22 protein-coding genes and 1 tRNA gene are annotated in these 21,947 nt (G+C 64.4%); 15 read left to right on the top strand and 8 right to left on the bottom strand.

All coding sequences use genetic code 11. From position 1 onward, the window contains the following. The first annotated feature begins 51 nt into the window (after positions 1-51). The 5 genes from bioB (at position 52) to ACVW1C_RS18385 (ending at position 5,843) form a co-directional block, all read left to right on the top strand. On the top strand, positions 52-1,047 hold the full coding sequence (bioB, locus tag ACVW1C_RS18405; protein ID WP_456759640.1) for a biotin synthase BioB: 996 nt from the start codon (positions 52-54) through the stop codon (positions 1,045-1,047). Between the two features lie 66 nt (positions 1,048-1,113). Then, a complete protein-coding gene (locus tag ACVW1C_RS18400; RefSeq protein WP_456759639.1) occupies positions 1,114-2,268 on the top strand; it encodes an 8-amino-7-oxononanoate synthase in 1,155 nt (384 codons plus the stop codon). Next, entirely contained in the window at positions 2,265-2,897 is a 633-nt protein-coding gene (gene bioD, locus ACVW1C_RS18395) for a dethiobiotin synthase (RefSeq protein WP_456759638.1), read from the top strand. The genes ACVW1C_RS18400 and bioD overlap by 4 nt, the downstream gene beginning before the upstream one ends. Then, positions 2,894-4,156 carry an adenosylmethionine--8-amino-7-oxononanoate transaminase gene (locus ACVW1C_RS18390; protein ID WP_456759637.1) on the top strand — a complete coding sequence of 421 codons (1,263 nt, stop codon included), beginning with the start codon at positions 2,894-2,896 and terminating at the stop codon, positions 4,154-4,156. The genes bioD and ACVW1C_RS18390 overlap by 4 nt, the downstream gene beginning before the upstream one ends. A gap of 277 nt (positions 4,157-4,433) precedes the next feature. Then, positions 4,434-5,843, top strand: a complete 1,410-nt coding sequence (locus ACVW1C_RS18385) for an MFS transporter (protein WP_456759636.1) — start codon at positions 4,434-4,436, stop codon at positions 5,841-5,843. Here ACVW1C_RS18385 and ACVW1C_RS18380 read toward each other — a convergent pair. Then, on the bottom strand, positions 5,840-6,742 hold the full coding sequence (locus ACVW1C_RS18380; protein ID WP_456759635.1) for a LysR family transcriptional regulator: 903 nt from the start codon (positions 6,740-6,742) through the stop codon (positions 5,840-5,842). The genes ACVW1C_RS18385 and ACVW1C_RS18380 overlap by 4 nt on opposite strands. 96 nt (positions 6,743-6,838) lie before the next feature. Between ACVW1C_RS18380 and ACVW1C_RS18375 the strand changes: the two genes are divergently transcribed. The 6 genes from ACVW1C_RS18375 to ACVW1C_RS18350 all read left to right on the top strand — a co-directional run bounded on the left by ACVW1C_RS18375 (position 6,839) and on the right by ACVW1C_RS18350 (position 11,417). Further along, entirely contained in the window at positions 6,839-7,540 is a 702-nt protein-coding gene (locus tag ACVW1C_RS18375) for a haloacid dehalogenase type II (protein ID WP_456759634.1), read from the top strand. Further along, positions 7,527-8,765, top strand: a complete 1,239-nt coding sequence (locus tag ACVW1C_RS18370; protein ID WP_456759633.1) for a CaiB/BaiF CoA transferase family protein — start codon at positions 7,527-7,529, stop codon at positions 8,763-8,765. The genes ACVW1C_RS18375 and ACVW1C_RS18370 overlap by 14 nt, the downstream gene beginning before the upstream one ends. A gap of 25 nt (positions 8,766-8,790) precedes the next feature. Then, the gene (locus tag ACVW1C_RS18365; protein WP_456759632.1) at positions 8,791-9,213 is read left to right on the top strand and encodes a PaaI family thioesterase; all 423 of its coding nucleotides are present in this window, start codon (positions 8,791-8,793) and stop codon (positions 9,211-9,213) included. Positions 9,214-9,466: 253 nt separating this feature from the next. After that, entirely contained in the window at positions 9,467-10,279 is an 813-nt protein-coding gene (locus ACVW1C_RS18360) for a pentapeptide repeat-containing protein (RefSeq protein WP_456759631.1), read from the top strand. A 121-nt stretch (positions 10,280-10,400) separates the two neighbouring features. Next, positions 10,401-10,871, top strand: coding sequence for an aminoacyl-tRNA deacylase (locus ACVW1C_RS18355; protein ID WP_456759630.1), 471 nt, complete (start codon positions 10,401-10,403; stop codon positions 10,869-10,871). 126 nt (positions 10,872-10,997) lie between these two features. Next, positions 10,998-11,417 carry a CBS domain-containing protein gene (locus tag ACVW1C_RS18350; RefSeq protein WP_173640025.1) on the top strand — a complete coding sequence of 140 codons (420 nt, stop codon included), beginning with the start codon at positions 10,998-11,000 and terminating at the stop codon, positions 11,415-11,417. Positions 11,418-11,494: 77 nt separating this feature from the next. Here the strand turns inward: ACVW1C_RS18350 and ACVW1C_RS18345 are convergent. Continuing rightward, a tRNA-Arg gene (locus tag ACVW1C_RS18345) sits at positions 11,495-11,571 on the bottom strand. A gap of 131 nt (positions 11,572-11,702) precedes the next feature. Between ACVW1C_RS18345 and ACVW1C_RS18340 the strand changes: the two genes are divergently transcribed. Beyond that, positions 11,703-12,782 (top strand): LLM class flavin-dependent oxidoreductase, encoded by a 1,080-nt coding sequence (locus ACVW1C_RS18340; protein ID WP_456759629.1) that lies wholly within the window; start codon positions 11,703-11,705, stop codon positions 12,780-12,782. Between the two features lie 103 nt (positions 12,783-12,885). Beyond that, on the top strand, positions 12,886-13,923 hold the full coding sequence (locus tag ACVW1C_RS18335) for an alpha/beta hydrolase (RefSeq protein ID WP_456759628.1): 1,038 nt from the start codon (positions 12,886-12,888) through the stop codon (positions 13,921-13,923). A 252-nt stretch (positions 13,924-14,175) separates the two neighbouring features. Here the strand turns inward: ACVW1C_RS18335 and ACVW1C_RS18330 are convergent, their stop codons facing one another. The 4 genes from ACVW1C_RS18330 to ACVW1C_RS18315 all read right to left on the bottom strand — a co-directional run bounded on the left by ACVW1C_RS18330 (position 14,176) and on the right by ACVW1C_RS18315 (position 18,371). Continuing rightward, positions 14,176-14,580 carry a YccF domain-containing protein gene (locus ACVW1C_RS18330; protein WP_456759627.1) on the bottom strand — a complete coding sequence of 135 codons (405 nt, stop codon included), beginning with the start codon at positions 14,578-14,580 and terminating at the stop codon, positions 14,176-14,178. Between the two features lie 50 nt (positions 14,581-14,630). Then, positions 14,631-15,239, bottom strand: coding sequence for a sll1863 family stress response protein (locus tag ACVW1C_RS18325; protein WP_456759626.1), 609 nt, complete (start codon positions 15,237-15,239; stop codon positions 14,631-14,633). Positions 15,240-15,431: 192 nt separating this feature from the next. Further along, positions 15,432-17,204 (bottom strand): putative bifunctional diguanylate cyclase/phosphodiesterase, encoded by a 1,773-nt coding sequence (locus ACVW1C_RS18320; RefSeq protein WP_456759625.1) that lies wholly within the window; start codon positions 17,202-17,204, stop codon positions 15,432-15,434. Positions 17,205-17,408: 204 nt separating this feature from the next. Next, on the bottom strand, positions 17,409-18,371 hold the full coding sequence (locus tag ACVW1C_RS18315; protein ID WP_456759624.1) for a sensor histidine kinase: 963 nt from the start codon (positions 18,369-18,371) through the stop codon (positions 17,409-17,411). 177 nt (positions 18,372-18,548) lie between these two features. On the opposite strand from ACVW1C_RS18315, the gene ACVW1C_RS18310 reads away from it, so the two are divergent. Both ACVW1C_RS18310 and ACVW1C_RS18305 read left to right on the top strand, forming a co-directional pair. Next, positions 18,549-19,388: an SDR family NAD(P)-dependent oxidoreductase gene (locus ACVW1C_RS18310; RefSeq protein ID WP_456759623.1), complete on the top strand. Its 840-nt coding sequence runs from the start codon at positions 18,549-18,551 to the stop codon at positions 19,386-19,388. 42 nt (positions 19,389-19,430) lie between these two features. Next, positions 19,431-20,495, top strand: coding sequence for an adenylate/guanylate cyclase domain-containing protein (locus ACVW1C_RS18305; RefSeq protein WP_456759622.1), 1,065 nt, complete (start codon positions 19,431-19,433; stop codon positions 20,493-20,495). 53 nt (positions 20,496-20,548) lie between these two features. On the opposite strand, the gene ACVW1C_RS18300 is transcribed toward ACVW1C_RS18305, so the two are convergent. Together ACVW1C_RS18300 and ACVW1C_RS18295 are read right to left on the bottom strand one after the other, a co-directional pair. Then, on the bottom strand, positions 20,549-21,181 hold the full coding sequence (locus ACVW1C_RS18300) for a glutathione S-transferase family protein (protein ID WP_456759621.1): 633 nt from the start codon (positions 21,179-21,181) through the stop codon (positions 20,549-20,551). Between the two features lie 16 nt (positions 21,182-21,197). Then, on the bottom strand, positions 21,198-21,944 hold the full coding sequence (locus ACVW1C_RS18295; RefSeq protein WP_456759620.1) for an SDR family oxidoreductase: 747 nt from the start codon (positions 21,942-21,944) through the stop codon (positions 21,198-21,200). Positions 21,945-21,947: the final 3 nt, after the last annotated feature.

Raw genomic sequence — 21,947 nt, 5'->3', positions numbered from 1 at the left:
AGATAATATACCAGATTATCTATGATCTGCAACAATCGAGAAGGCAAGCCTATGGTTGATGTCGTTGAGATCGAACGGACCGACAGAAGCAGCAGCGCACCGCTCCGCAAGAACTGGGAGCGGGCCGAGGCCGAGGCGCTCTACAACCTGCCGTTCGCGGACCTGATGTTCCAGGCGCAGGGCATCCACCGCGCCAATTTCGATCCGAACCACGTCGAAACCGCGAGCCTGCTCAGCATCAAGACCGGCGGCTGTCCGGAAGATTGCGGCTATTGCTCCCAGAGCGCGCATTACGACACCGGCCTGAAGGCCACCCGGCTGATGCCGCGGGACGAGGTGGTCGCGGTCGCGCAGCGCGCCAAGGACGCCGGCGCAACCCGTTTCTGCATGGCCGCGGCCTGGCGCAGTCCCAAGGACCGCGATCTCGATCAGGTCTGCGACATGGTCAGCGCGGTGAAGGGGCTCGGCATGGAAACCTGCGTCACGCTCGGCATGCTGACGCCGGACCAGGCCGAACGCCTCTCCGACGCCGGGCTCGATTTCTACAACCACAACGTCGATACCTCGCCGGAGTTCTACGACAAGATCATCACCACCCGCACCTTGCAGGATCGCATCGATACGCTCGCGCATGTGCGCGACGCCGGCATCAAGGTCTGCTGCGGCGGCATTATCGGCATGGGTGAACAGGTCGAGGACCGGCTCGGCATGCTGATGCTGCTCGCCAATCTCCCCACCCATCCCGAAAGCGTGCCGATCAATCTGTGGAACGAGGTCAAGGGCGTGCCGGTCAACGACACCGCCGAGCGGCCCGATCCGATCGCGCTGGCGCGGCTGGTCGCGACCGCGCGGATCATGATGCCGAAGAGCGTGGTGAGGTTGTCGGCCGGACGGCAATACATGACCGATGAACTGCAGGCGATGTGCTTCCTCGCCGGCGCGAACTCGATCTTCATCGGCGATGTGCTGCTGACCACCAAGAACCCGCAGCGCGATCGCGACGCCGATCTGCTCGACCGGCTCGGCATCACATCCCGTCTCGCCTGACCGTACCCTCCGGCACGCGCGCGGCGTCATTCGCCGCGCGACCAACCACCATCCTGAGAGTAAAGCATGAGCGCAATCCATGCGGCCAAGGCCGCTGATTACGCCGCGGCCTTGCACGCCCTGAGCAAGGACGATCGGCTGCGCGGCCTGAAGCCGCGTGCGGGCATCGATTTCGTGTCGAACGACTATCTGGCGCTGGCGAGCGCGCCACGCATCAAGCAGGCCGTGTCGGCCGCGCTCGAGGCCGGCACGCCGATCGGCGCCGGCGGGTCGCGGCTGTTGCGCGGCAATTGCGAGGAGCACGAACGGCTGGAGGCCGAGGCCGCCGCGTTCTTCCGCGCCGAGGCCGCGCTGTTCTTCGGAGGCGGCTATGTCGCCAACTTTGCCGTGCTGACGACGCTGCCGCAGCGCGGCGATCTGCTCGTGCTCGATTCGCTGGTGCACGCCAGCATCCACGAAGGTGCGCGGGCCGGCCGGGCCGCGTTCCGGTTCAGCGCGCACAATGATCCCGGGTCGGTCGAGGACACCATTCGCGGCTGGCGTGCCGAGGGCGGAACGGGCCGGGTCTGGATCGTGGTCGAAAGCGTCTACAGCATGGACGGCGATGTCGCGCCGCTCGACGACCTCGTCGCCATCGCCGAGCGGCACGACGCGTTCCTGATGGTGGATGAGGCGCACGGCACCGGCGTCTACGGCGAACAGGGGCGGGGGCTGACGGCGCCCTATGAAGGGCGCGAGAATCTCGTGATCGTGCATACCTGCGGCAAGGCGCTGGGCGCCGCCGGCGCATTGGTCACGGCCTCGACCGTGCTGCGCGACTTCATGGTCAATCGCTGCCGCCCGTTCATCTTCGCCACCGCGCCGTCACCGCTTGTGGCCGTCGCCGTGCGTGAAGCGCTCCTGATTCTGCGAGAGGAGCCCGAGCGCCAACAACGCCTCGCAGAACTGGTCGCGTTCACGCATCGCGAACTCGATCGGTGCGGCTTGCGCAGTCCGTCGCGCTCGCAGATCGTACCCTATATCGTCGGCGACAATGCACGCGCGATGCAGCTTGCCTCGGTGCTGCAGGCGCGCGGCTTCGACGTCAGAGGCATCCGCCCGCCGACCGTGCCGACAGGCACCGCGCGGCTGCGCATCGCGCTGACGCTTAATGTCGACGAGGACGATGTGCGCGCGCTGCTCGATGCGCTCGTCGAGGAGACGAAAGGCTGGTCGCGATGATCAGCCGGATCGTGGTGACCGGCACCGATACCGGAATCGGAAAGACGATCTTCTCCGCGGGCCTCGCCGGCTTCCTCGGCGCGAGCTACTGGAAGCCGGTTCAGGCCGGCCTTGAGGAGGAGACCGATGCACAACTGGTGGCGCGGCTTGCAGGTCTTGCGGCCGATCGCATCATGCCGGAGCGATACCGTCTTCGAACGCCGGCTTCGCCGCATCAATCCGCGGCGATCGACGGCGCGCGCATCGATCCTGCCGCGCTCGATCTGCCCGACACGGGGGACCGGCCGCTGGTGATCGAGGGCGCCGGCGGGCTGATGGTGCCGCTGAATGGCGACACGCTCTTTATCGACGTGTTCGAGCGGTGGCGGCTTCCGGTCGTGCTCTGCGCCCGCACCGCACTCGGCACCATCAATCATTCGCTGTTGTCGGTCGAGGCGTTGCGCAAGCGCAATATCGATGTTCTCGGGATCGCTTTCATCGGCGAGGGCAATCCCGAGAGCGAGCGCGCCGTCTGCGAGATCGGGCAAGTCCGCCGGCTGGGCCGCTTGCCCTGGCTGTCTCCGCTCGCAGCCGACACGCTGCAAACGGCCTTCAACGCCTCGTTCCGGCGCGACGATTTCAACCCATGACGTCAGCTCGGAAATCGCCGATCTGGCACCCGTTCACCCAGCACGCGCTGCACGATCAGATGACCAGGATCGTGCGGGCGGAGGGTGCCTATCTCTACACCGCGGACGACCGCCGCATCATCGATGCGATCTCATCCTGGTGGGTAGTGACCCACGGCCATTGCCATCCGCATATCGTGCGCGCCATCCAGAACCAGGCGGAACAGCTCAACCAGATCATCTTTGCCGGCCATACCCACGATCCGGCCGAAGACGTTGCCGCGGAGATCCTGAAGCTGGCGCCGCGTGGCCTGGAGTATGTGTTCTTCTCCGACTCCGGCTCGACCAGCGTGGAAGTGGCGCTGAAGATGGCGCTCGGCTACTGGCACAATATCGGCGTGCCGCGCACGCGGATCATCGTCATGCAGCACTCCTACCACGGCGACACCGTGGGGACGATGTCGGTCGGTGCGCGCGGCGTGTTCAACAAGGCCTACGAGCCGCTGCTGTTCGACGTCGCATCAATCCCGTTTCCGGCCGCCGGCCACGAGCAGGCGACGCTCGATGCGCTCGAAGCCGCGTGCAAGACGGAAAGCGCGGCTGCATTCATCGTCGAGCCGCTGATCCTGGGCGCGGGAGGGATGCTGATGTATCCGCCCTCGGTGCTGAAGGAAATGCGGCGGATCTGCGAAGCGTCAGGCGTGCTGTTCATTGCCGATGAGGTGATGACCGGCTGGGGCCGCGCCGGCACATTGTTCGCGTGCGAGCAGGCCGACGTGACGCCCGATATCGCATGCTACTCAAAGGGCCTTACCGGCGGATCGCTGCCGCTCGCAGTGACGCTCTGCCGCGCCGACATCTACGACGCGCACTATTCCAGCGATCGTTCGCGAACCTTCTTCCATTCGAGTTCCTACACGGCGAACCCGGTCGCCTGCGCCGCCGCAAGGGCAAACCTCGAACTCTGGCAACGCGGCGCGGGCGAGCGCACAGGCTCGCTCGCCGCGATGCAGGAGCGCCTGATCGCGCCATTCCGCGCCGACACACGCTTCGAGAACGTCCGCCGCACCGGCACCATCACCGCGCTTGACCTGAAGGCAAGCGATGCCGGCTATCTCGCGAGCATCGGCCCAAGACTTCAGGCCTTCTTCGCGCGTCGAAACCTGCTGCTGCGCCCGCTCGGCAACACGATCTACGTCATGCCGCCCTATTGCGTGACGGAGGCTGATCTCGTTGAGATTTATGCCGCGATCGCGGATGCAGCTGACGAGCTGGCCTGACGGTACGCCTTGCGCGCCTGAAATCCAGTGACTGACGACTTGCATCGCGTGCCGTTCTGCACGCGATGGGTTCTCACATGAGATCGGCGTGCCGTTGCGGGCACGCCGATAGGCTGGATCACGCGTCAGGATGGAACGCGATCGTGCCGCCCGCGCCAGCTTCATCACTGTGCCAAATAGTCGAATTTTCGTTTTGAATTGGACGACGCCTCCCTGCGCGTCATCAATCGGTGATCGGAGCATCCGGCTCGCACAAGGCCGGGCAGGGAGGTTTGGAATGGCGCGATCCGCCGACATCGACATCAACGCGGGCGCGCGCCTCGACAGGCTGCCGATCTGCGGATTCCACTGGCGCATCCTGGCCCTGATCGGCGCCGGCATGTTCCTCGATGCATTCGACATCTATCTCGCCGGCGGTGTGCTGGGCGCGGTGCTCAAGGAAGGTTGGTCGACGCTCGAGCTCAACGCGGCATTCGTCTCCGCGACCTTTGTCGGAATGACGATCGGCGCCTGGTTCTCCGGCATCCTCGGCGACCGCTTCGGTCGCCGCTTCTCCTATCAGATCAACCTTGCGATCTTCGGCCTCGCGTCGATCGCAGCGGCCTTCGCGCCGAGCATGACGATTCTGATCAGCCTCCGTTTCATCATCGGCATCGGGCTCGGCGCCGAGATCGTGGTCGGCTACGGGACCTTGACCGAATTCGTGCCGGCGGCCTCGCGTGGCCGTTGGATCGGGCTGCTCGCCGTGATCACCAACTTCTCGCTGTTCGCATCATCCATGATCGGCTTGTGGGTGATCCCGACGCTTGGTTGGCGCTACATGTTCGCCCTCGTCGGCCTCCTCGCGATGATCGTCTGGTTCTTGCGCAAATCGATGCCGGAATCGCCGCGCTGGCTGGCCGCCAACAGCCGCGCCGATGAAGCCGAGAAGATTCTGTCCGCGATCGAAGCGGAGGCCGCGCGCAAGGCAGCGCTGGCTCCCGTCGCGGCCAGCGCGCCGGCACAGGAATCGCCCGGCGCGGTCTGGTGCCTATTCCAGCCGCCATATCTCGCGCGCACGCTGCTCGGCAGCCTGCTGCACATCGTCGTCGGCTTCAGTCTCTACGGGTTCATCGGCTGGCTGCCGACCTTCATGGTCAAGGGCGGCCACAGCGTGGTCTCCTCGCTGGGCTACACCACCGTGATGGCGTTGGGCGGGCCGGTCGGATCGCTGATCGGGCTCGTGCTGGCGGACCGGCTCGGACGCAGGCTCTCGATCGTCTGCTCGTCGATTGCGGCTGCCGCGTTCGGCATCGCCTATCCGTACATGCCGGATGGTGTCGCGCTCGCGGGCGTCGGCTTCCTGCTGGTCACCGCGATCTACGTCATGCTGGCGACCGGCTTCGCGATGCATGTCCCCGAACTGTTCCCGACGCGGTACCGGCTCCGCGGCACGGCGATCTGCGCCACGTCCGGACGGATTGCGACCGCGCTGGTGCAGTACGTCGTGGTCGCGATCTTCGCCTGGCAAGGCTTGGCCGGCGTGCTGACGACGCTGGCCGGCATCCTCGTGTTCCAGGCCATGGTGTTTCTTGTGTTCGGATTCGAAACCAGGGGACGCTCGCTGGAGGACGCGTCGGCCGTCACGGACGCCGAGGCAGGACATCCATCGTCGATCGCGCGGAGGCCGGCGGACATCGGGGCCTAGCTCAGCTCGGAGCACGCCGCCCTGAGCCGATCGCGGAGCCAGCCGTTGGCATTGCTCTGATCGTATCTGCGATGCCAGTACAACATCCAGTCGAAGGGCGCGGACTCGAACGGCAGTTCCTCCATCCGCAGACCGTCGTCCATGAGCACGGCCGCGAGATGTCTCGGCATCACCGCGAGCAGATCGGTCTGCTTGAGAACATGAGGTACGACCAGCCAATGCGGCACGTTCAGCGCGATGCGTCTTCGATGGCCGCGTTCGGCGAGCACGTCGTCGACGAAGCGAAGGTCGGTCGGGCTCATCGAGACCTTCATGTGCTCCTGCGCGATGAAGCGCTCGAAGGTCAGCTGCCCGCGCTTGACCTGGTGACCGCTCCGCATCAGGCAGACCATGCGGTCGCGCAGCAGCGTCTCCGAACGGATCGACGCGGAATGCTCGAGGCCCATGCTGACCGCGACGTCGATCTCGTCCCGCTCCAGCGCATCGATCGTCAAGGCGGGCGGCAGATGGATCGTGTTGTAGGAGATCCGCGACCCCGGCGGCCGCGCCGCGGCGAGTCTCGGCAACAGTAGGCACGCGAGAATGTCCGACATTCGGATCGTGAAGATTCGTTCCGTCTTGCCTGGCTCGAAGCCAGTATCGCTCGCCATCACCCGCTCGACCTGGCGCAGCACCTGGCGCAGCGGCTCCGCCAGTTCGGTGGCGCGGGGCGTCGGCTTCATCCCGCTCGTCGTCCGCACCAGGAGTTCGTCCTCGAACATCGCGCGCAACCGGTTGAGCGCGTTGCTCATCGCAGGTTGACTGAGGCCGACGCGGTCGGCCGCCTTGGTGACATGACGCTCGGCCAGCAAAGCGTCCAACGCGACGAGCAGATTGAGGTCGATGGATCGGAGGTTCATGCCGTCATTCATATCGTGAATAGTGAGAGATCACAAATCCATTTCATCTATGGCAATTCGGCGCGTATCCAATCGATCTGAACCAAGGAGGCACCAATGAATTCCGAGACGATCAAACGCGAAGTGAAGATTTGCATGTTCGATCAGTACGGCACGGTCGTCGACATGCAGGGCGGCCTGACCAGGATCGCGGCGCCGTTCCTCGCGAAGAAGGGCTGGAAGGGCGATCCGAATTCCTTCGTCACATGGTGGCGTCGCACGCATTTCGAGAATTCGATGATCGATGCGCTGCTGCATCGCGAGCACACGCCCTATCGCGAGATCGGGCATCGCGCGGTGGCCCACGTGATGGATCGCGCGAAGATCGACTACACGATGGATGACGTGCGTTATCTCGTCGGCGAGATCGAGAAGCTGGTGCCGTTTCCGGAAGTGCCGGAAGCGCTCGCGCGGCTGCAAGCCAAGTACAAACTGGTGGTGCTCTCGAACGGCGATCCGGACATGCTCGAGACCGCGAAGCAGTATCACAAGGTCCCGTTCGATCGCGTGATCTCGGTGGCCGAGGCCAATTCGTTCAAGCCGCATGTCGCGACCTACACCAAAGCAGCCGAGATCATGGGCGTGAAGCCCGCCGAGGTGCTGTTCGTGGCCAATCATGCCTTCGACTGCATCGGCGCCAAGTCGGCCGGCATGCGGACGGCCTTCATCGACCGGCGCAGCCGCCCGTTCGGCATCACGCCGCACCAGCCCGATATCCTGGTGCCGTCGATGAAGGACCTCGCCGATGCGATCGTCTGATCGCGAGCCGCTGTCCGGCATCAGGGTCCTCGACCTCTGCCGCGTGGTCTCCGGCCCGTTTGCCACGATGCAGCTCGGCGATCTCGGCGCCGACATCGTCAAGATCGAGGATCCGCGCCAGGGCGACGAAAGCCGCCGCTACGGGCCGCCCTTCATCGGCGGCGAGAGCGCGTATTTCCTCTCGGTGAACCGCAACAAGCGCAGTTGCGCCATCGATCTGAAGTCGCCGGCGGGGCGCGACGCGGTGCTCGATCTTGCGTCCGCAGCCGACGTCGTGATCGAGAATTTCCGCCCGGGTACCCTCGACAAATGGGGCCTCGGCTTCGACGCGCTGCGCGCCCGCAGGCCCGACATCATCCTGTGCAGCATCTCGGGGTTTGGCCGCACCGGTGCGGACGCCGGGCGCCCCGGCTACGACCTGATCCTGCAGGGCGAATCCGGCGTGATGGACATCACCGGTGATCCCAATGGACCGCCGACCAAGGTCGGCACCTCGATCACCGATCTCGTCACCGGCCTGTATGCGTCGCATTCGGTGCTCGCCGCCCTGATGCGGAAGAGCCGGACGGGCGAGGGCGGCCGGGTCGACGTCGCCATGCTCGACGCCATGGCGTCGCTGCTGACGTTCAACGCCGGCATGTACTTTGCGTCGGGACAAAGCCCCAGGCGCCGGGGCAACGTCCATCCGACCATCAGCCCGTACGAACCGTTCGCGGCGAGTGACGGCTGGATCAATGTCGGAGTCGCGAACGACAAATTCTGGGCGGCGTTTTGCGACGTCATCGGCCGCCCGGACCTGCGCGAAGATAGCCGCTTCGCAACCGCGCCGAAGCGCGCGGCGAGCCGGAACGAGCTCGTTGCGATCCTCGCCCCCATCTTTGCCGGCAGGAGTCGCGCCGATTGGCTACAGGCGCTGGGCGTGGCCGGCATCCCCTGCGGCGCGATCAAGTCGGTCGGCGAGGTCTGCGAGACGCCGCAACTCACGCAGCGCGGAATGGTCCAGACCGTCCACCATTCAGCCGCAGGAGATGTGAGATTCATCGCGAGGCCGACGCGGTTCGGCGACGAACTGCCGGCACCTTCCACGCCACCGCCAATGCTCGGCGAGCACACGCGCGAGGTGCTTGTGGAATGGCGCGGCTGGACCGACGATCGGCTCGAGAGATTCGCCCTCGAAGGCGCGTCCGGAGACTTTGGACGGAGCTTCGTGCGATCGCCCGAGTGAGTATCGTGATCAAATGAGTGTCGTCATGAGAGATATCGCCGAGCAAATGATGCGCCGCGCCGTCGCAGACGAGCGGCAGGAATTCGGGTCGTTCTTCCTGTCGCGCTTCTATGGCCTGGAGATCGCCTACCAGGGCGAGGCGTGCGTCGTCTCCTTCGATGTCGTGACGCCGCTGTACAACCCGCAAGGCTCGCTGCACGGCGGGGTTCTCGCGACCGCGCTCGACATCTCGATGGGGCATCTGGTCAACCATGTCGCGGGTGCCGGCACCACGCTCGAGATGAAGGTGCAGTATCTCGCCGCGGTGCGCGAAGGGCGCGTGACCTGTCACGCGACCTTCCTGAAGCGCGGCCGGAAGACGTTCTTCGTGCAATCCCAGGCAGCCGCCGCGTCCGGCGAGCCGATCGCGCATGCCACGTCGACCTGGCAGCTGCTGAGCCGAGGCTGAGAAGCGCGGCCGGTTCGCGTCGGCCGTTGTCTCGTTGCCAAAACTGTGAGTTTCGCGGCGGAGCGGACCCCTACGCGAATCTCCGATGTCGTGAAAGCACGACCTCCCGAGGGCCCCGTCCCTTCGCACGAAGCGGTCATGAGCATTGCCAGGATCGTGATCCGGTCTCATACTCTAAAGCTGGAAGCACGTCTCCACGGCGCGGCCGGCGCGAAGATGCGAGAGGCGATACCTCAAAAGCGGAAAGACGGCGATGCGGTTTCATCTCGCATTTGCCCTTGTAACTATGGCGGCGCTGCTCGTTGATCCGATTGCCGCCATGTCGCAGGACATGTTGCGCAGCGTCGACCTCGACAGTCCCGAGATGACGACGTCGGAGATGACGCGCGCCGAGGTCGACGCGCTCCTCAAGGCCGCGCCTCAAGGGGACCGACGCACTGTAGATTTGGAGGGAAAGCGGCTGTCGCACCTCGATCTCTCGGGCCTCGACTTCTCTGGCGGCAACCTTCATCTCGTTAAGCTCAACCGAACCAATCTGAAAGCCGCGCGCTTCGATCGGGCCATACTGAACCAGGCTTGGCTCATCGACGCAGACCTGACGGAGGCGTCCCTCGTCAAGGCATCGCTGCTCGGCACGCAGATGCAGCGCGCCAAGCTTGGCGGCGCCGATTTGAGCGGCGCTCGCATCACCGCCGATCTGTCCGGTGCCGGTCTGATCGGGGCCAAGCTCGCGGGCGCGGATTTGAGCGCCGATATGCGCAACCAATCGATGGGCCTGATGCGTGGCGTGCTCAAATCCGCCGATCTCCGGAATGCGGATCTGAGCGGCGCCAATCTTGCGCGCGCCGATCTCGAATTCGCGCAGTTGCAGAACGCCAATTTGGCGAACTGCAACCTCAGCAAGGCTGACCTTGCGGGAGCCGATCTATCTGGCGCCAATCTCGCCGGCGCCGATTTCACCGAGACCGACCTCGCGTCGGCCCTCTTGCCGACCGCGGCCGCGCTGGCCGAGGCCCGCAATCTGGACAAGGCCCGGAACTTGGACCTGGCGCGGCGCCCAAACTAGCGATCGAATTGCAGTGTCCTGCAGCAGGGCTTATATTTTGTGTTGAGAACCACGCAGCCGCTCATCGTGCGGCAGGCAGGGGCCACGGTGGATGGTTGCATGTCGCACCGGAGGTGACGCCATGACCATTTCTCCCACACTGCACAAATATCTCGCCGCCGAAAACATCGCGTACGACGAGATCCCGCATGTGCTGACGCTGTCGTCAGCCCTGACCGCCCAGGCATGTCACGTCCCGGGTGATCGCCTGGCCAAGGCCATTGTGTTGCGCCGCAATGGCGGCTACCTGCTCGCCGTGCTGCCGGCATCGCATCACCTCAGGCTGGCGGATCTGAGGGCGAACTTCGGCGACGATATCGCCATGGCCGCTGAAAGCGAAATCGATCGGCTGTTCGCGGACTGTGCGCATGGGGCGGTTCCCGCCGCCGGCATCTGCTATGGACTCGACGTCATTGTTGATGACAGCATCCAGATGCAGCCCGAGATCTATATCGAAGCCGGCGATCATGAGACGTTGCTTCATCTCGGTCGTGCGCAATTCGCGCGCTTGACCGCCGGTTGCCTGCACGGCCGCTTCAGTACGCACGACTGAGGGCATGATAGCCGGGCCACCTGTCGCTGCGCCTTGACCAGAGCGCAGCACGCACGCATGCGGTCACGCCCGATCTGCTGTATAGTTGCAAGCGAGGGGGCTGCTGCCTTGCAAAGGAGGTCCTCCATGAAGGTCAAGGATGTAATGCACAAGGGCGTCGATTGGGTCAGCCCCGATACCCCGATCACTGAAATCGCGAAATTGATGCAAGGGCACGACGTCGGCTGCATTCCGGTCGGGCAAGACGATCGTCTGATCGGGATGGTGACGGATCGCGACCTCGTCTGCAAAGGTCTTGCGAGCAAGGGCTTCAACTCTGCGCGCGCCACAGCGCGCGATGTGATGACCGAAGGCATCCACTGCTGCCGGGAAGACGACGATCTGGCGAAAGCGGTGCATCACATGGAGACGCTAAAGATCCGCAGGCTGCCTGTCATCAACAAGAGCAAACGGATGGTCGGCATGGTCAGCCTGGGGGATATAGGCCACTTTGCCGGTGCCGATCTGATGTCCCAATGCATGAAGGGCGTGTCGGCTCATCATTGAGGCAAGGCCGGTCTGCCGAAAACCGGCAGATCGGCCGGCACTATGGCCGGACATCGAAGCGGACAAAAGAATCGAATTGGCGCACCCGACACGATTCGAACGTGTGACCTTTGCCTTCGGAGGGCAACGCTCTATCCAGCTGAGCTACGGGTGCGTGCAGGCACCATTTAGCTGATTGGCTCCGGGTCGGCAACGGCGTTGTCCGGCCGGTCAAGGGCTGTAAACTGCCTGGGCGCCAATATGACAGGTCTTGCGGAAAAGACCGTCTTTCGAGGGAGTTTGCCCATGCGTCCGCTGGAATTCGGCTGGTATCTGCCCACGCATGGCGACACCACGGCCTATGGGCTGATGGAGGCGCAGGTCGCCGGCTCGCCGGAACTCTGCGACCGCGTGGTGAAGGCGGCCGAGGATGCCGGGTTTGAATATCTCCTGATCCCGGTCGGCTCGGTGTGTTGGGAGGCCTGGATATCCGGCGCCTTCATGGCGGCGCGCTCGGCGCGGATCAAGCCGCTGATTGCAGCAAGGCCGGGCTACATCAACCCGGTGCTGATGGCCAAGATGATCTCGACCTTCGACCAGATGTCGGGTGGGCGGATCTGTATCAACCTGATCGCCGGGCAGAACGAGAGCGAGGTCGAGGCCGAAGGCGTGCGCTACGCCAAGGAGGAACGTTACGCGTTGATGGAGGAGGAGGTCTCGATCCTGAAGGCGCTCTGGACGACGCGCGGGCCGGTGAACTTCCAGGGCAAGTTTCACACGATCTCGGGCGCACATATCCAGCCGCGTCCGCTGCAGCAGCCATTCCCCAAATTCTATCTCGGCGGCGGCTCGCGGCAGGCCTGGGAGGTATCGGCGAAGCATTCCGACGTCCATCTGTTCTGGGGCGATCTGCCGGAGCGCATCGCGAAGAATATCGCCGAGATCAGGCGGATGGCGCGGGCGCATGACCGCGAGGACGCGATCGGCTTCGGCATGCGGCTGCAGGTGATCTGCCGCGAGAAAGAGGCGAATGCATGGGAGGCGGCCGACCAGCTGGTGCGCCACGCCACCGAGCGGCAGAAGCAGGAGATGAAGACGCTCTACATCAGGTCCGAGGCCAACCAGCGCGTGCAGCAGCTCGCGCGCGAATACGGCGACCTCCTGATGCCGCATCTGTGGACCGGGATCACCAAGGTGCGGCCTGGCGCCGGCATCGCGGTTGTCGGCAACCCCGAACAATGCGCCGCGACCTTGCAGCAGTTCATCGACGCCGGCTGCCACTCCTTCTGCCTGTCCGGCTATCTGCACGACGAGGAGGCCGAGCGATTCGGCCGCTTGATCCGCCCGATCCTTGCCGCGAACAATCGCGGGCGGCTCGCGGCGTGAGGTGTCGTCCGGAAGCTTTCTGAAAATTCATGGGTGAATCGGCGCGCGATGCGCCTCTAGTCGGGATCGCATCGCCGCTCGCGGCACCAGCGGAGTTGAAAGCATGCGTCACCGAGCCTGGCTTGCGGCGTTGACACAGCTCATCGCGACCGTTCACGTGCCGATCGCGTCGGCAACGCAGGCGCGGATCGAGCGTGACCGGAAGCCGGTCAAGGAGATCGCCAGCGGACGCATTGCCGTCGGCAGCGCGACGTTTCCCGTCTACCTCTCGGCCGATTGGTCCAATCCGCTGCCGGACGTCACCCGCGCGGTGCTGGTGCTGCACGGGGTGCTGCGCAACGCCGACGACTATTTCCGCGCGGCGCTCAGCGCGCAGGCCGCGGCCGGCGATATCGGCAAGAGCACGCTGATGATCGCGCCGCAATTTCTGATCGGGCCCGATGTCGAGGCGTTCAACCTGCCGGCGGAAACGCTGCGCTGGAGCCTTTATGGCTGGCAGGGTGGTGAGCCCGCGATCGCGCCAGGCCCTGCGAGCTCGTTCGAGGCGCTCGACGCCATCCTGGCCAGGCTCGGCGACCGCAAGCTGTTTCCCAACCTGGAGCAGGTCGTCGTATTCGGCCATTCCGGCGGCGGCCAGGTGGTGCAGCGCTATGCGATCGCGGTGAAGGGCGACCAGGTGCTGCTGCGCGAGGGCATCGGCGTGCGCTACGTGGTCGCCAATCCGTCCTCCTACGCCTATTTCACCAAGGAGCGGCCGGAGCCCGCGATCGCGGCGATGTGCGAAGGCTACGACAGCTGGAAGTTCGGCATGGACGACCGTCCGCCCTATCTCGCCGAGCCGACCCCGACCGCGCTGGAGCAGGCCTATGTCGCGCGCCGCGTGATCTATCTCCTGGGAACGCTCGACACCAACCCCAATCATCCCGCGCTCGACAAATCCTGCATGGCGGAAGCCGAAGGGCCGTATCGCTATGCGCGCGGCCATGCCTATGTCGCGGCGATGCAGGCCCGCGACAACGGCACGCCGAACCACAGCGTGTGGGATGTGCCCGGCGTCGGCCACGAGGGCGGCAAGATGCTCAACTCGCCCTGCGGCCTGACCGCGGTGTTCGACATCCCCGGCTGCGAGGCCGCGCGCTAGAGCGTGATGAGATCAAGTCGAGTTAGAGCGGCATCGGAGGTCCACCTCTCCTTTGGGAGAGGTTGGCGCGAAGCGCCGGGTGAGGGGTTGCGGTCTCTCATTGGAACCGCGGCCCCTCACCCGATTTGCTGCGCAAATCGACCTCTCCCCGATGGGGAGAGGTGACCCGAATCCGAGGCTAAACCCGATTCAACCTAACTCCATCCCGCGCTAGAGTTCGCGCGAAAGCCCGCCGATCGCGATGTGATCGCCTTACGCCGGCACGATCACCTTGCCGATCGGCCACAGGGCGATGCCCGCGAGCTTGAGATGCGCCCAGGCGAACGGGATGCCGATGATAGTCACGGCCAGCAGGATCGCGGTAATCACGTGGCCGATCGCAAGCCACCAGCCGGCCAGGATGAACCAGATCAGATTGCCGATCACGCCGAGCGGTCCGGTACCGATGTCGGAATATCCGGTCACCTCATCGCGGCGGACCGCGCGCGAGCCGAACGGCAGCAGCGTGTAGACGGCGATGTTGAAGGCGGCCCGCGCCCAGGGCAGCCCAATGATGGTGATCGCCATGATCACCGCTGCGATCAGCCAGCCGAACGCCATCCACGCGCCGCCGATCAGGATCCAGAGGATGTTGAGCAGGATAGACACGGGCTGCATGGCTGGCACCTTTGTGCCAATTGTAATGGCACGGTAGCCCCGAATCAACCTCAACGCTTGGAGCCGGTACCTTTCAGCGCGTCCCAAGCGGCCTGATTGGCCTGATCGAACGCCTTGCGGGATTGCGCTAACGCCTCACTCAGCACAGACCACGATTCGCTGCCGGCGTGTTTCAACTTCTGCAGACGCGCTTCCGCCTCAGTCGCGTCGGACTTCATTTGTTTGAGCGCGGCGTCGAAGTCACCGGTGTGGGCAGCAACCACTTTTCCCGCGGCTTCGCGGAACTTGTCTGCCGCCTCGCCCCAAGCCTTTGCTTGCGCCGCCGCGACCTGCTTGAACGTGGCCTGCTGCTGCTCGATCTGCTTACCGGCGCACTCGAAGTAAGTCTTCATCTGCGCCTCGAACTCGTTCCACTGATTTTCCAGTTCCGCCTTGGTGCGTGTCCAAGCGGCTTCGCCTGCCTCTGCTTGCGTCTTGAGTCGTGCCTGAAACTCGTCGCGGCGCCGTTTCAGATCGGCGACGATCTGATCCGCCTTGACCATTGCCTCTGTCGTGGCCCCGCCGGCCTTGATCTCGAACGACGCGAGCGCAGCATCCATTTCGTCGATCCGTTCCTTCGCCCAATTCAGGTACAAGTGCACGCTGCTCTGCTCTGACATGACAGCCTCCGCTTGACAGCCACATCAAAGGATCGCCTAAGTTGGCCGAGGTCGTGTTGACCTGTGTCAATTCGTCGTCCTTCGGCAGCGCGCACCCATCGCCGGGTGAAGAGCAAAGCTCGCGGCATCTCGCTTGCGACAGCCTGGTCTCTACATGCAATAGCACTGCACGCGAGGGACCAGGGCGAGCGCTTACCGCCGAAACCCGCTGGCGCGCGAATAACTCTGGCGGCCCTCCTGGCCCTGGCGCGCCGCCATGCTGGCGCGGCTCTCGCTGGCGACCGGCGTGGCGGGCCTCAGGTCCTCGAGGAAGATCGGCTTGGCGAAGTAATAGCCTTGGGCGTAGCGGATCTTGGTCGCCGCCTGCAGATAGGTGAGCTCCTCGTAGGATTCGATGCCCTCGGCGATCACGGTCATGCCGAGCGCCTCGCTCAGCGATTCGATGGCGCGCAGGATGCCCTGGCTGCGCGGCCGCTGATGGATGTCGGTGATGAAGGAGCGGTCGATCTTGATCTCGTCGGCGGTGATGTCGGCGAGCGCCGACAGCGACGAATAGCCGATGCCGAAATCGTCGATCGAGATGCCGACGCCGATGCCGCGCAGGATCGGCAGGATCTGGTCCTGGAAATGCGACCGAGTCACGAACGCGTCCTCGGTCACCTCGATCATGAAGCGTTTCGGGAAACCTGTCTCCTCGATCGCGCGGGCAAAGCGCCGCATGAACTCGATGTTGGAGACCTGCTTGGCCGCAACATTGATGCTGATCGTCGCCGTCGGGCCGAACGTGTCGTTGATCTGGTCGATCGACTTGACGATTTCCGCCAGCACCAGGAACGTCAACTCGTCGATCAGGCCGAGCTCCACGGCGAGGTTGATGAAGGTGCCCGGCGCCTGGATCACACCCTCGTCGTCGCGCAGCCGGACCAGCGCCTCGATGCCCTTGATCTCCTGGGTACGGATATCGACCTTGGCCTGGAATGCGCAGCAGAAGCGCTTTTCCAGGATCGCCAGCCGCAGCGACTGCTCGATCTTCATCCGCGCCAGCGCCTCGCGTTCCATGCTGTTGTCGAAGAACGCGGTCGCGCCCTTGCCGTTGTTCTTGACGCGATACATCGCGATGTCAGCGTTCTGGCGCAGCGCCTCGTAGCTCCTGCCATGCATGGGGTGGAGGCTGACGCCGATCGAGGTCGAGGCGAAGATCTCGGAGTCTTCGATGAAGAACGGTGCCTTCAGCCGCTCCTGCATGACATGGATGAATTCGGCGACCTCGTCATTGCCGCTGATCGGGTTCAACAGCAGCAGGAATTCATCGCCGGAGATACGCGACAGTATGTCGGTGTCGCGCAGCGCGTGGCCGAGCCGCTTGGACAGCTCGACCAGCAGTGCATCGCCGATCGCGTGACCGTAATAGTCGTTGATGTGCTTGAAGTTGTCGACGTCGAGGAAGGCGAGCGCGAAACGGCTCTGGGAATCGTCGCGGATCAGGCCGTTGACGCGATGCTCGATCACCCGGCGGGTCGGCAGGCCGGTCAGCTCGTCGTAATAGGCCGAGCGGAACAGCTGGTCCTCGAACGCCTTCTGCTCGCTGATGTCGGTCGAGGTCGAAATCAGGAGATTGCGGCCGGCAATCTGAACCGGCCGGTGCGCGGTGAGAAACACGTATTTGGATGCGCCGCAGGAGAGTACTTCCTCGAGCACCACCGGACGGCCGCTGCGCAGCAGGTCCAGATTGGCGGCGTGGCGCTCGTCGACCGGCGCCGGCTGGCTCGCGCTCGCGGCGAGCTGCAACTGGCTCGCTGCCGCTTCATTGACCAGGATGAACTGGCCCTGCTCGTCCTGGACGGTGACGCCCGCCGGCAGCAACTGGAGAAGATCGCGCAGGATGCGCAATTCATGGCCGGAAATGTCGTCCTGGCCGGTCGCCGGCGCGCCCGCCTGAAAATCGTTCTTAGTGAGACTATGCATGCGCCGACCTTGGCAAGGTCCGTTGTAGTTTTGGTTAAGCGGACTTGCGAAATGCCGTGACAGAAAGAGACCCGGGCTGCTTTCGCAAGCCGCCGCGGCAATCGTCATTAACAGAGTATCAATGTCGGCATTGGCCGCCGGTGAAAGCGATTGCGGCGCGCGCGGTTGCATCAACAACTGCGGATGTGCCGGAAAGCCGACTTATCAACAGTTGGGAAGCTTGCACTGCATGGTGCAGTGGACACCGGTCTTCAGGTAACTGATCTCGGTCTTGCCGTCGAACGGCCGCAGCGCCGACTTCAGGAGTTTGGTGCCGAAGCCGGGTTCGCCGAGGACCTCGACCGCCGGTCCCTCGGTTTCGTCCCAGATCACGTTGAGACGTCCATCGTCGACCGTCCATGACACTTGTAAAAATCCGCGCGGCGAGGAGAAGGCGCCGTATTTTCCCGCGTTGGTCGCGAGCTCGTGGAAGATCAGCGCCAGCGAGACGGCGAGCTTGGCGGGTAGGAACAGCTGTTCGCCATTGAGATTGAACCGCACGTGGCCGTAGGGCCCGAGTTCCGAGCGCAGCAAATCCTTGATATCGCAGCCATAGCCATCGACCCGCGCGATCAGATCGTCGGTCGCCGAGAGCGCGCGGATGCGATGGTCGATGCGCTGCCAGACATCGGGCCGGTCCTGCAGCGCCTGATGCAGCACGGCATGAATGGTCGAGGACTTGTTCTTCAGCCGGTGCTGCAACTCGTCGACCACGACCTTGCGGTACTGCTCCTCCTCGATCAGCCGCTTGGAGACTTCACGCTGCTGCGCGACCAGGGAACGGTAGTGCTCCACGCCCCAGATCGCGATGCCGCACACCGCCCAGAAGATCATCAGCAATGCAAAGCGCGCCGGATCGGCGTGCGCGTCGCTGAAATTGAGCAGGACCCCGAGCAGGCCGCTTGCCAGTGCCGTTGCGATCCCGATCCGGAAGCCGCCAAGCGCGGTCGCGAAGAACACCGCCGGGAAATAGGGCGTGAAGAACACGTCCGGCCGGATCTGGGCGAGCCCGAAGCGGGCGGCCGTGGCCAAAACGAGACAGAGCACGGCGAAGCTGACCGCAAGCAGCACCGATGGCTGGGAATCGCCCCGCCAACACGCCCTGAAATCGTCGATCCATTTCGCCATCGCTCGTTCCAGTTCACGTGAACAGGCGAACCAAAATAAGGCCCTGCGACCGAAAAACCGCAGTTGTGGCCTTCTGGCCACAGGCGGACCTCGCTGATCAGAAACGGCGCCCACGCTTGCGTTGTTGCGAGCCGCTAGGGAATATCCGCAACATCACACGTAAGTTGGGGGACCGGCATGGGACGGCTGGACGGCAAGGTCGCAGTGATCACAGGCGCGACCAGCGGCATCGGGTTGCGCACGGCGGAGGTCTTTGTCGCCGAGGGTGCGAGGATCGTGATCGCCGGTCGTCGCGCGCCTGAGGGCGAGGCGCTGGCGAAACAACTCGGCGGCAACTGCATCTTTCGGCAGACCGACGTCACCGTCGAGGAGCAGATGCAGGCGCTGATCGCGCTTGCGGTCGAGAAGTTCGGCCGGATCGACTGCCTGTTCAACAATGCCGGCGGCCCGGCGCAGACCGGAGGCATCGAGGGCCTCGACGTCGAACGGTTCGACGCCGCGATGGCGACCCTGGTACGCAGCGTCATGCTCGGCATGAAGCATGTTGCGCCCATCATGCGCCAACAGGGCTCCGGCAGCATCATCAACAATGGCAGCATCGCCGGCCGGCTCGCCGGCTTCTCCTCGTCGATGGTCTACGGCGCCGCGAAGGCCGCGGTGATTCATTTCACCAAATGCGTGGCGATGGAGCTCGGCGAGTCCGGCATTCGGGTCAACTCGATCTCGCCCGGCGCGATCGCCACCGGCATTTTCGGCAAGGCGCTGGGGCTGTCGACCGAAGCCGCTGAGCAGACCCCGGCTGTCATGCGCGAGGTCTACAAGGCAGCGCAGCCGATTCCACGCGCGGGCCTGCCCGACGATATCGCGCATGCCGCGGTATTCCTGGCGAGCGACGAATCGAGCTTCATCAACGGCCATGACCTCGTCGTCGACGGCGCCATGACCGGCGGCCGCAACTGGAGCCAGCAGCAGGTGGGCTACGTCGCGCTGCGCAAGGCGTTCGATCAGGGGGCGTAGGCCGAACGATCGAGCTCGCGATGACGCGAAGAGAAGATCGCCATGTCCGCACTGACCAAATCGATGGAAGGCTCTCCGCACTCACGGCCCCGCGTCAGTGCGAAGCTCGAGCGGAAGCTGCAACGTCTTGCTGCCGTGGTCGCGGTCGGAATCCTGTCCGGCCTCGCGGTCGGTCTGAGCCGCGGCGGGGGCGGAGCCACGTCGCTGATCGCCGGCGCCACCTATGGCTTCCTGCTTGCCGGCATCATCGGGGCCATCGAACTGTTCGTCCTTGAGGATTGGGATTGGCTCAGCCGACTGTCTTTTCTCACCAATCTGATCGCACGCAGCGCCATCTACGCCGCCATTATCATCGGCATCCAGCTGCTGCAGGCAGGCGAGCGTGTCGCGGGCGCGCCACTGCAGGCCTCGTTCGAGGATTTCTGGTGGAGCTTCGCCTATTCCGCGGGAATCTCGGTGCTGATGAATCTCGGCTTCAGCGTCGCCAATCTGATCGGCCCGCGCGCCTTCATGAACTTCGTCACCGGGCGTTATCACTCGCCGGTCGAGGAGGACCGTTTCGTGCTGTTCGTCGATATCGCCGGATCGACCGGGCTCGCCGAGCGGCTGGGCGGCATCGGTATCCATCGTTTTCTCGACCGCACCTTCCGCCTGCTGACGCAGTCCGTGGTCGACTATCGCGGCGAGGTGCTCAACTATATCGGCGACGAGGTCATCGTGACCTGGCCCGAACATAACGGCGCGGTCGATTGCCGGCCGCTGCGCTGTTTCGTGGCGATGCGCCGCGCGCTGCAGAAGGCGGCGCCGCAGTTCGAGCGCGAATTCGGAGCGGTGCCGCAGATCCGCGGCAGCCTGCATTTCGGCCCCGTGATCGTCGGCGAGATCGGCGACGTCAAGCGCGCGATCGTCTTCAACGGCGATGTCATGAACACCGCGGCGCGGCTGGAGGAGTTGAGCCGCAAGGTCGACGGCGGCTTCCTCGCCTCGCGCGCGGCAATGGCGCGCTTCGCCGCGCCGCCGCCATTTCCGGTGAGCGATCTCGGCCGGCTTCCGATCCGCGGCCGCGTCGACGGCATCGACGTCGTGGGGATCGGAGCGGTGGCGTAACCTTCAATCCGGAAGCGGTGACCAATCGCAGGAAATCTGATCGCGCTCGACGCCTAAGCTGTCATGCTCGGGCGTGAAGCGATGGAATCGTACCAGCGGCGCGACGCCTCGTTTTCCTGTGGAGTGGATAGTCCCAATGCCTTGCTCGCGAAGTCGATTGCGACAATTGCCGTGATGTCGGCGATGCTGAACTTGTCACCCGCTACGAATGGCATCTCGGACAGGCGTACCTCGAGATCGCCGTAGAAGTCAGCGATCCGGCGCTGACCACGGGTGACCAATTCGGGGATCTGATCGTAGCCGTGAGGTCCTGCGATCGCGCGCCCTTTCAGGCCGGCCGCCCCGTTGCGCACGGTCTCCATGACCGGAGCGAAGCCCTCCAACTCCATCCGTCGCTCCCACATGGTGACCATTGCCTTTTCCTTGGGCAACGTTCCGAGCAATGGCGGATTCGGCTGCACTTCTTCGAGATAACGGATGATCGCCGGCACCTCCGCGATGATCGTCCCGTCGTCAAGAACGAGGGCCGGCACGACGCGTCGCGGGTTGATCGCCGCGTAGGCGTCCGAGAACTGTTCCCGCGCACCGAGGTCGACCGGCACGAAGGGCATCGTTATGCCCTTCTCTGCCAGATAAATCCTGATGCGACGCGAATTGGGCGAACCGGAAGACTGGTAGAGTTTCATGGCTGGTCTCCCGAGCTCAAAGCTTTGAGCCGCCGCCGACCTGGATGGTATCGCCGGTCACCCAGCGCGCGGCATACGAGGCGAGAAAGGTCACTGCGTCCGCGACGTCGTCGGCATGACCGATCCGTTGCAAGGCTTGCATCTTGAGCGCGTAATCGCGGCCCTCATCCGTCTTGGCGAATTCGGACATGTCGGTGTCGATGATGCCCGGCGCCACGGCATTGACGCGGATGCCGCGGGACCCGAGCAGCGACGCGAAGTGCTTCACCATCGTGTCGATCGCGCCCTTGGTGACAGAATAGGCCGACAACTGGCCCACAGCAGCCCGCGCCGCCAATGACGATGTCATCACGATACTGGAGCCGTCGCCCAACAAGGGGAGTAACTGCTGCACCAGGAAGAACGGCGCGCGGACGTTGACCGCGAACATGCGATCGAAATCCTCGACGGTCTGCTCTTCGATGGTCGCGGGCACCGCAATTCCTGCGTTGGCGACAAGAATGTCGAGTTGGCCGACGACGAGCTTGCGCACCTCGGCGGCCAGCCTCTGCGCGCCATCGGATGCGGACAGATCGGCACCGACGGCGTCGGCCTGTCCGCCGGCTTCGCGAATTTCCGCGACCAGGGAATGCGCATCGTCGGCGGAATTTCCGTAGTGAACGATAACGCGGGCGCCGGCGAGAGCGAGCGCGCGGGCGGTGGCGCGGCCGATGCCTCGGGAGGCACCGGTGACAAGGGCGGTTCGGCTGATGAGGTCGGTCATGGT

It is taken from the genome of Bradyrhizobium sp. USDA 4011 (genome assembly GCF_054063415.1).
Note: the sequence above shows the minus strand (reverse complement) of the source record. Positions and strands in the feature narration are given on the sequence as shown.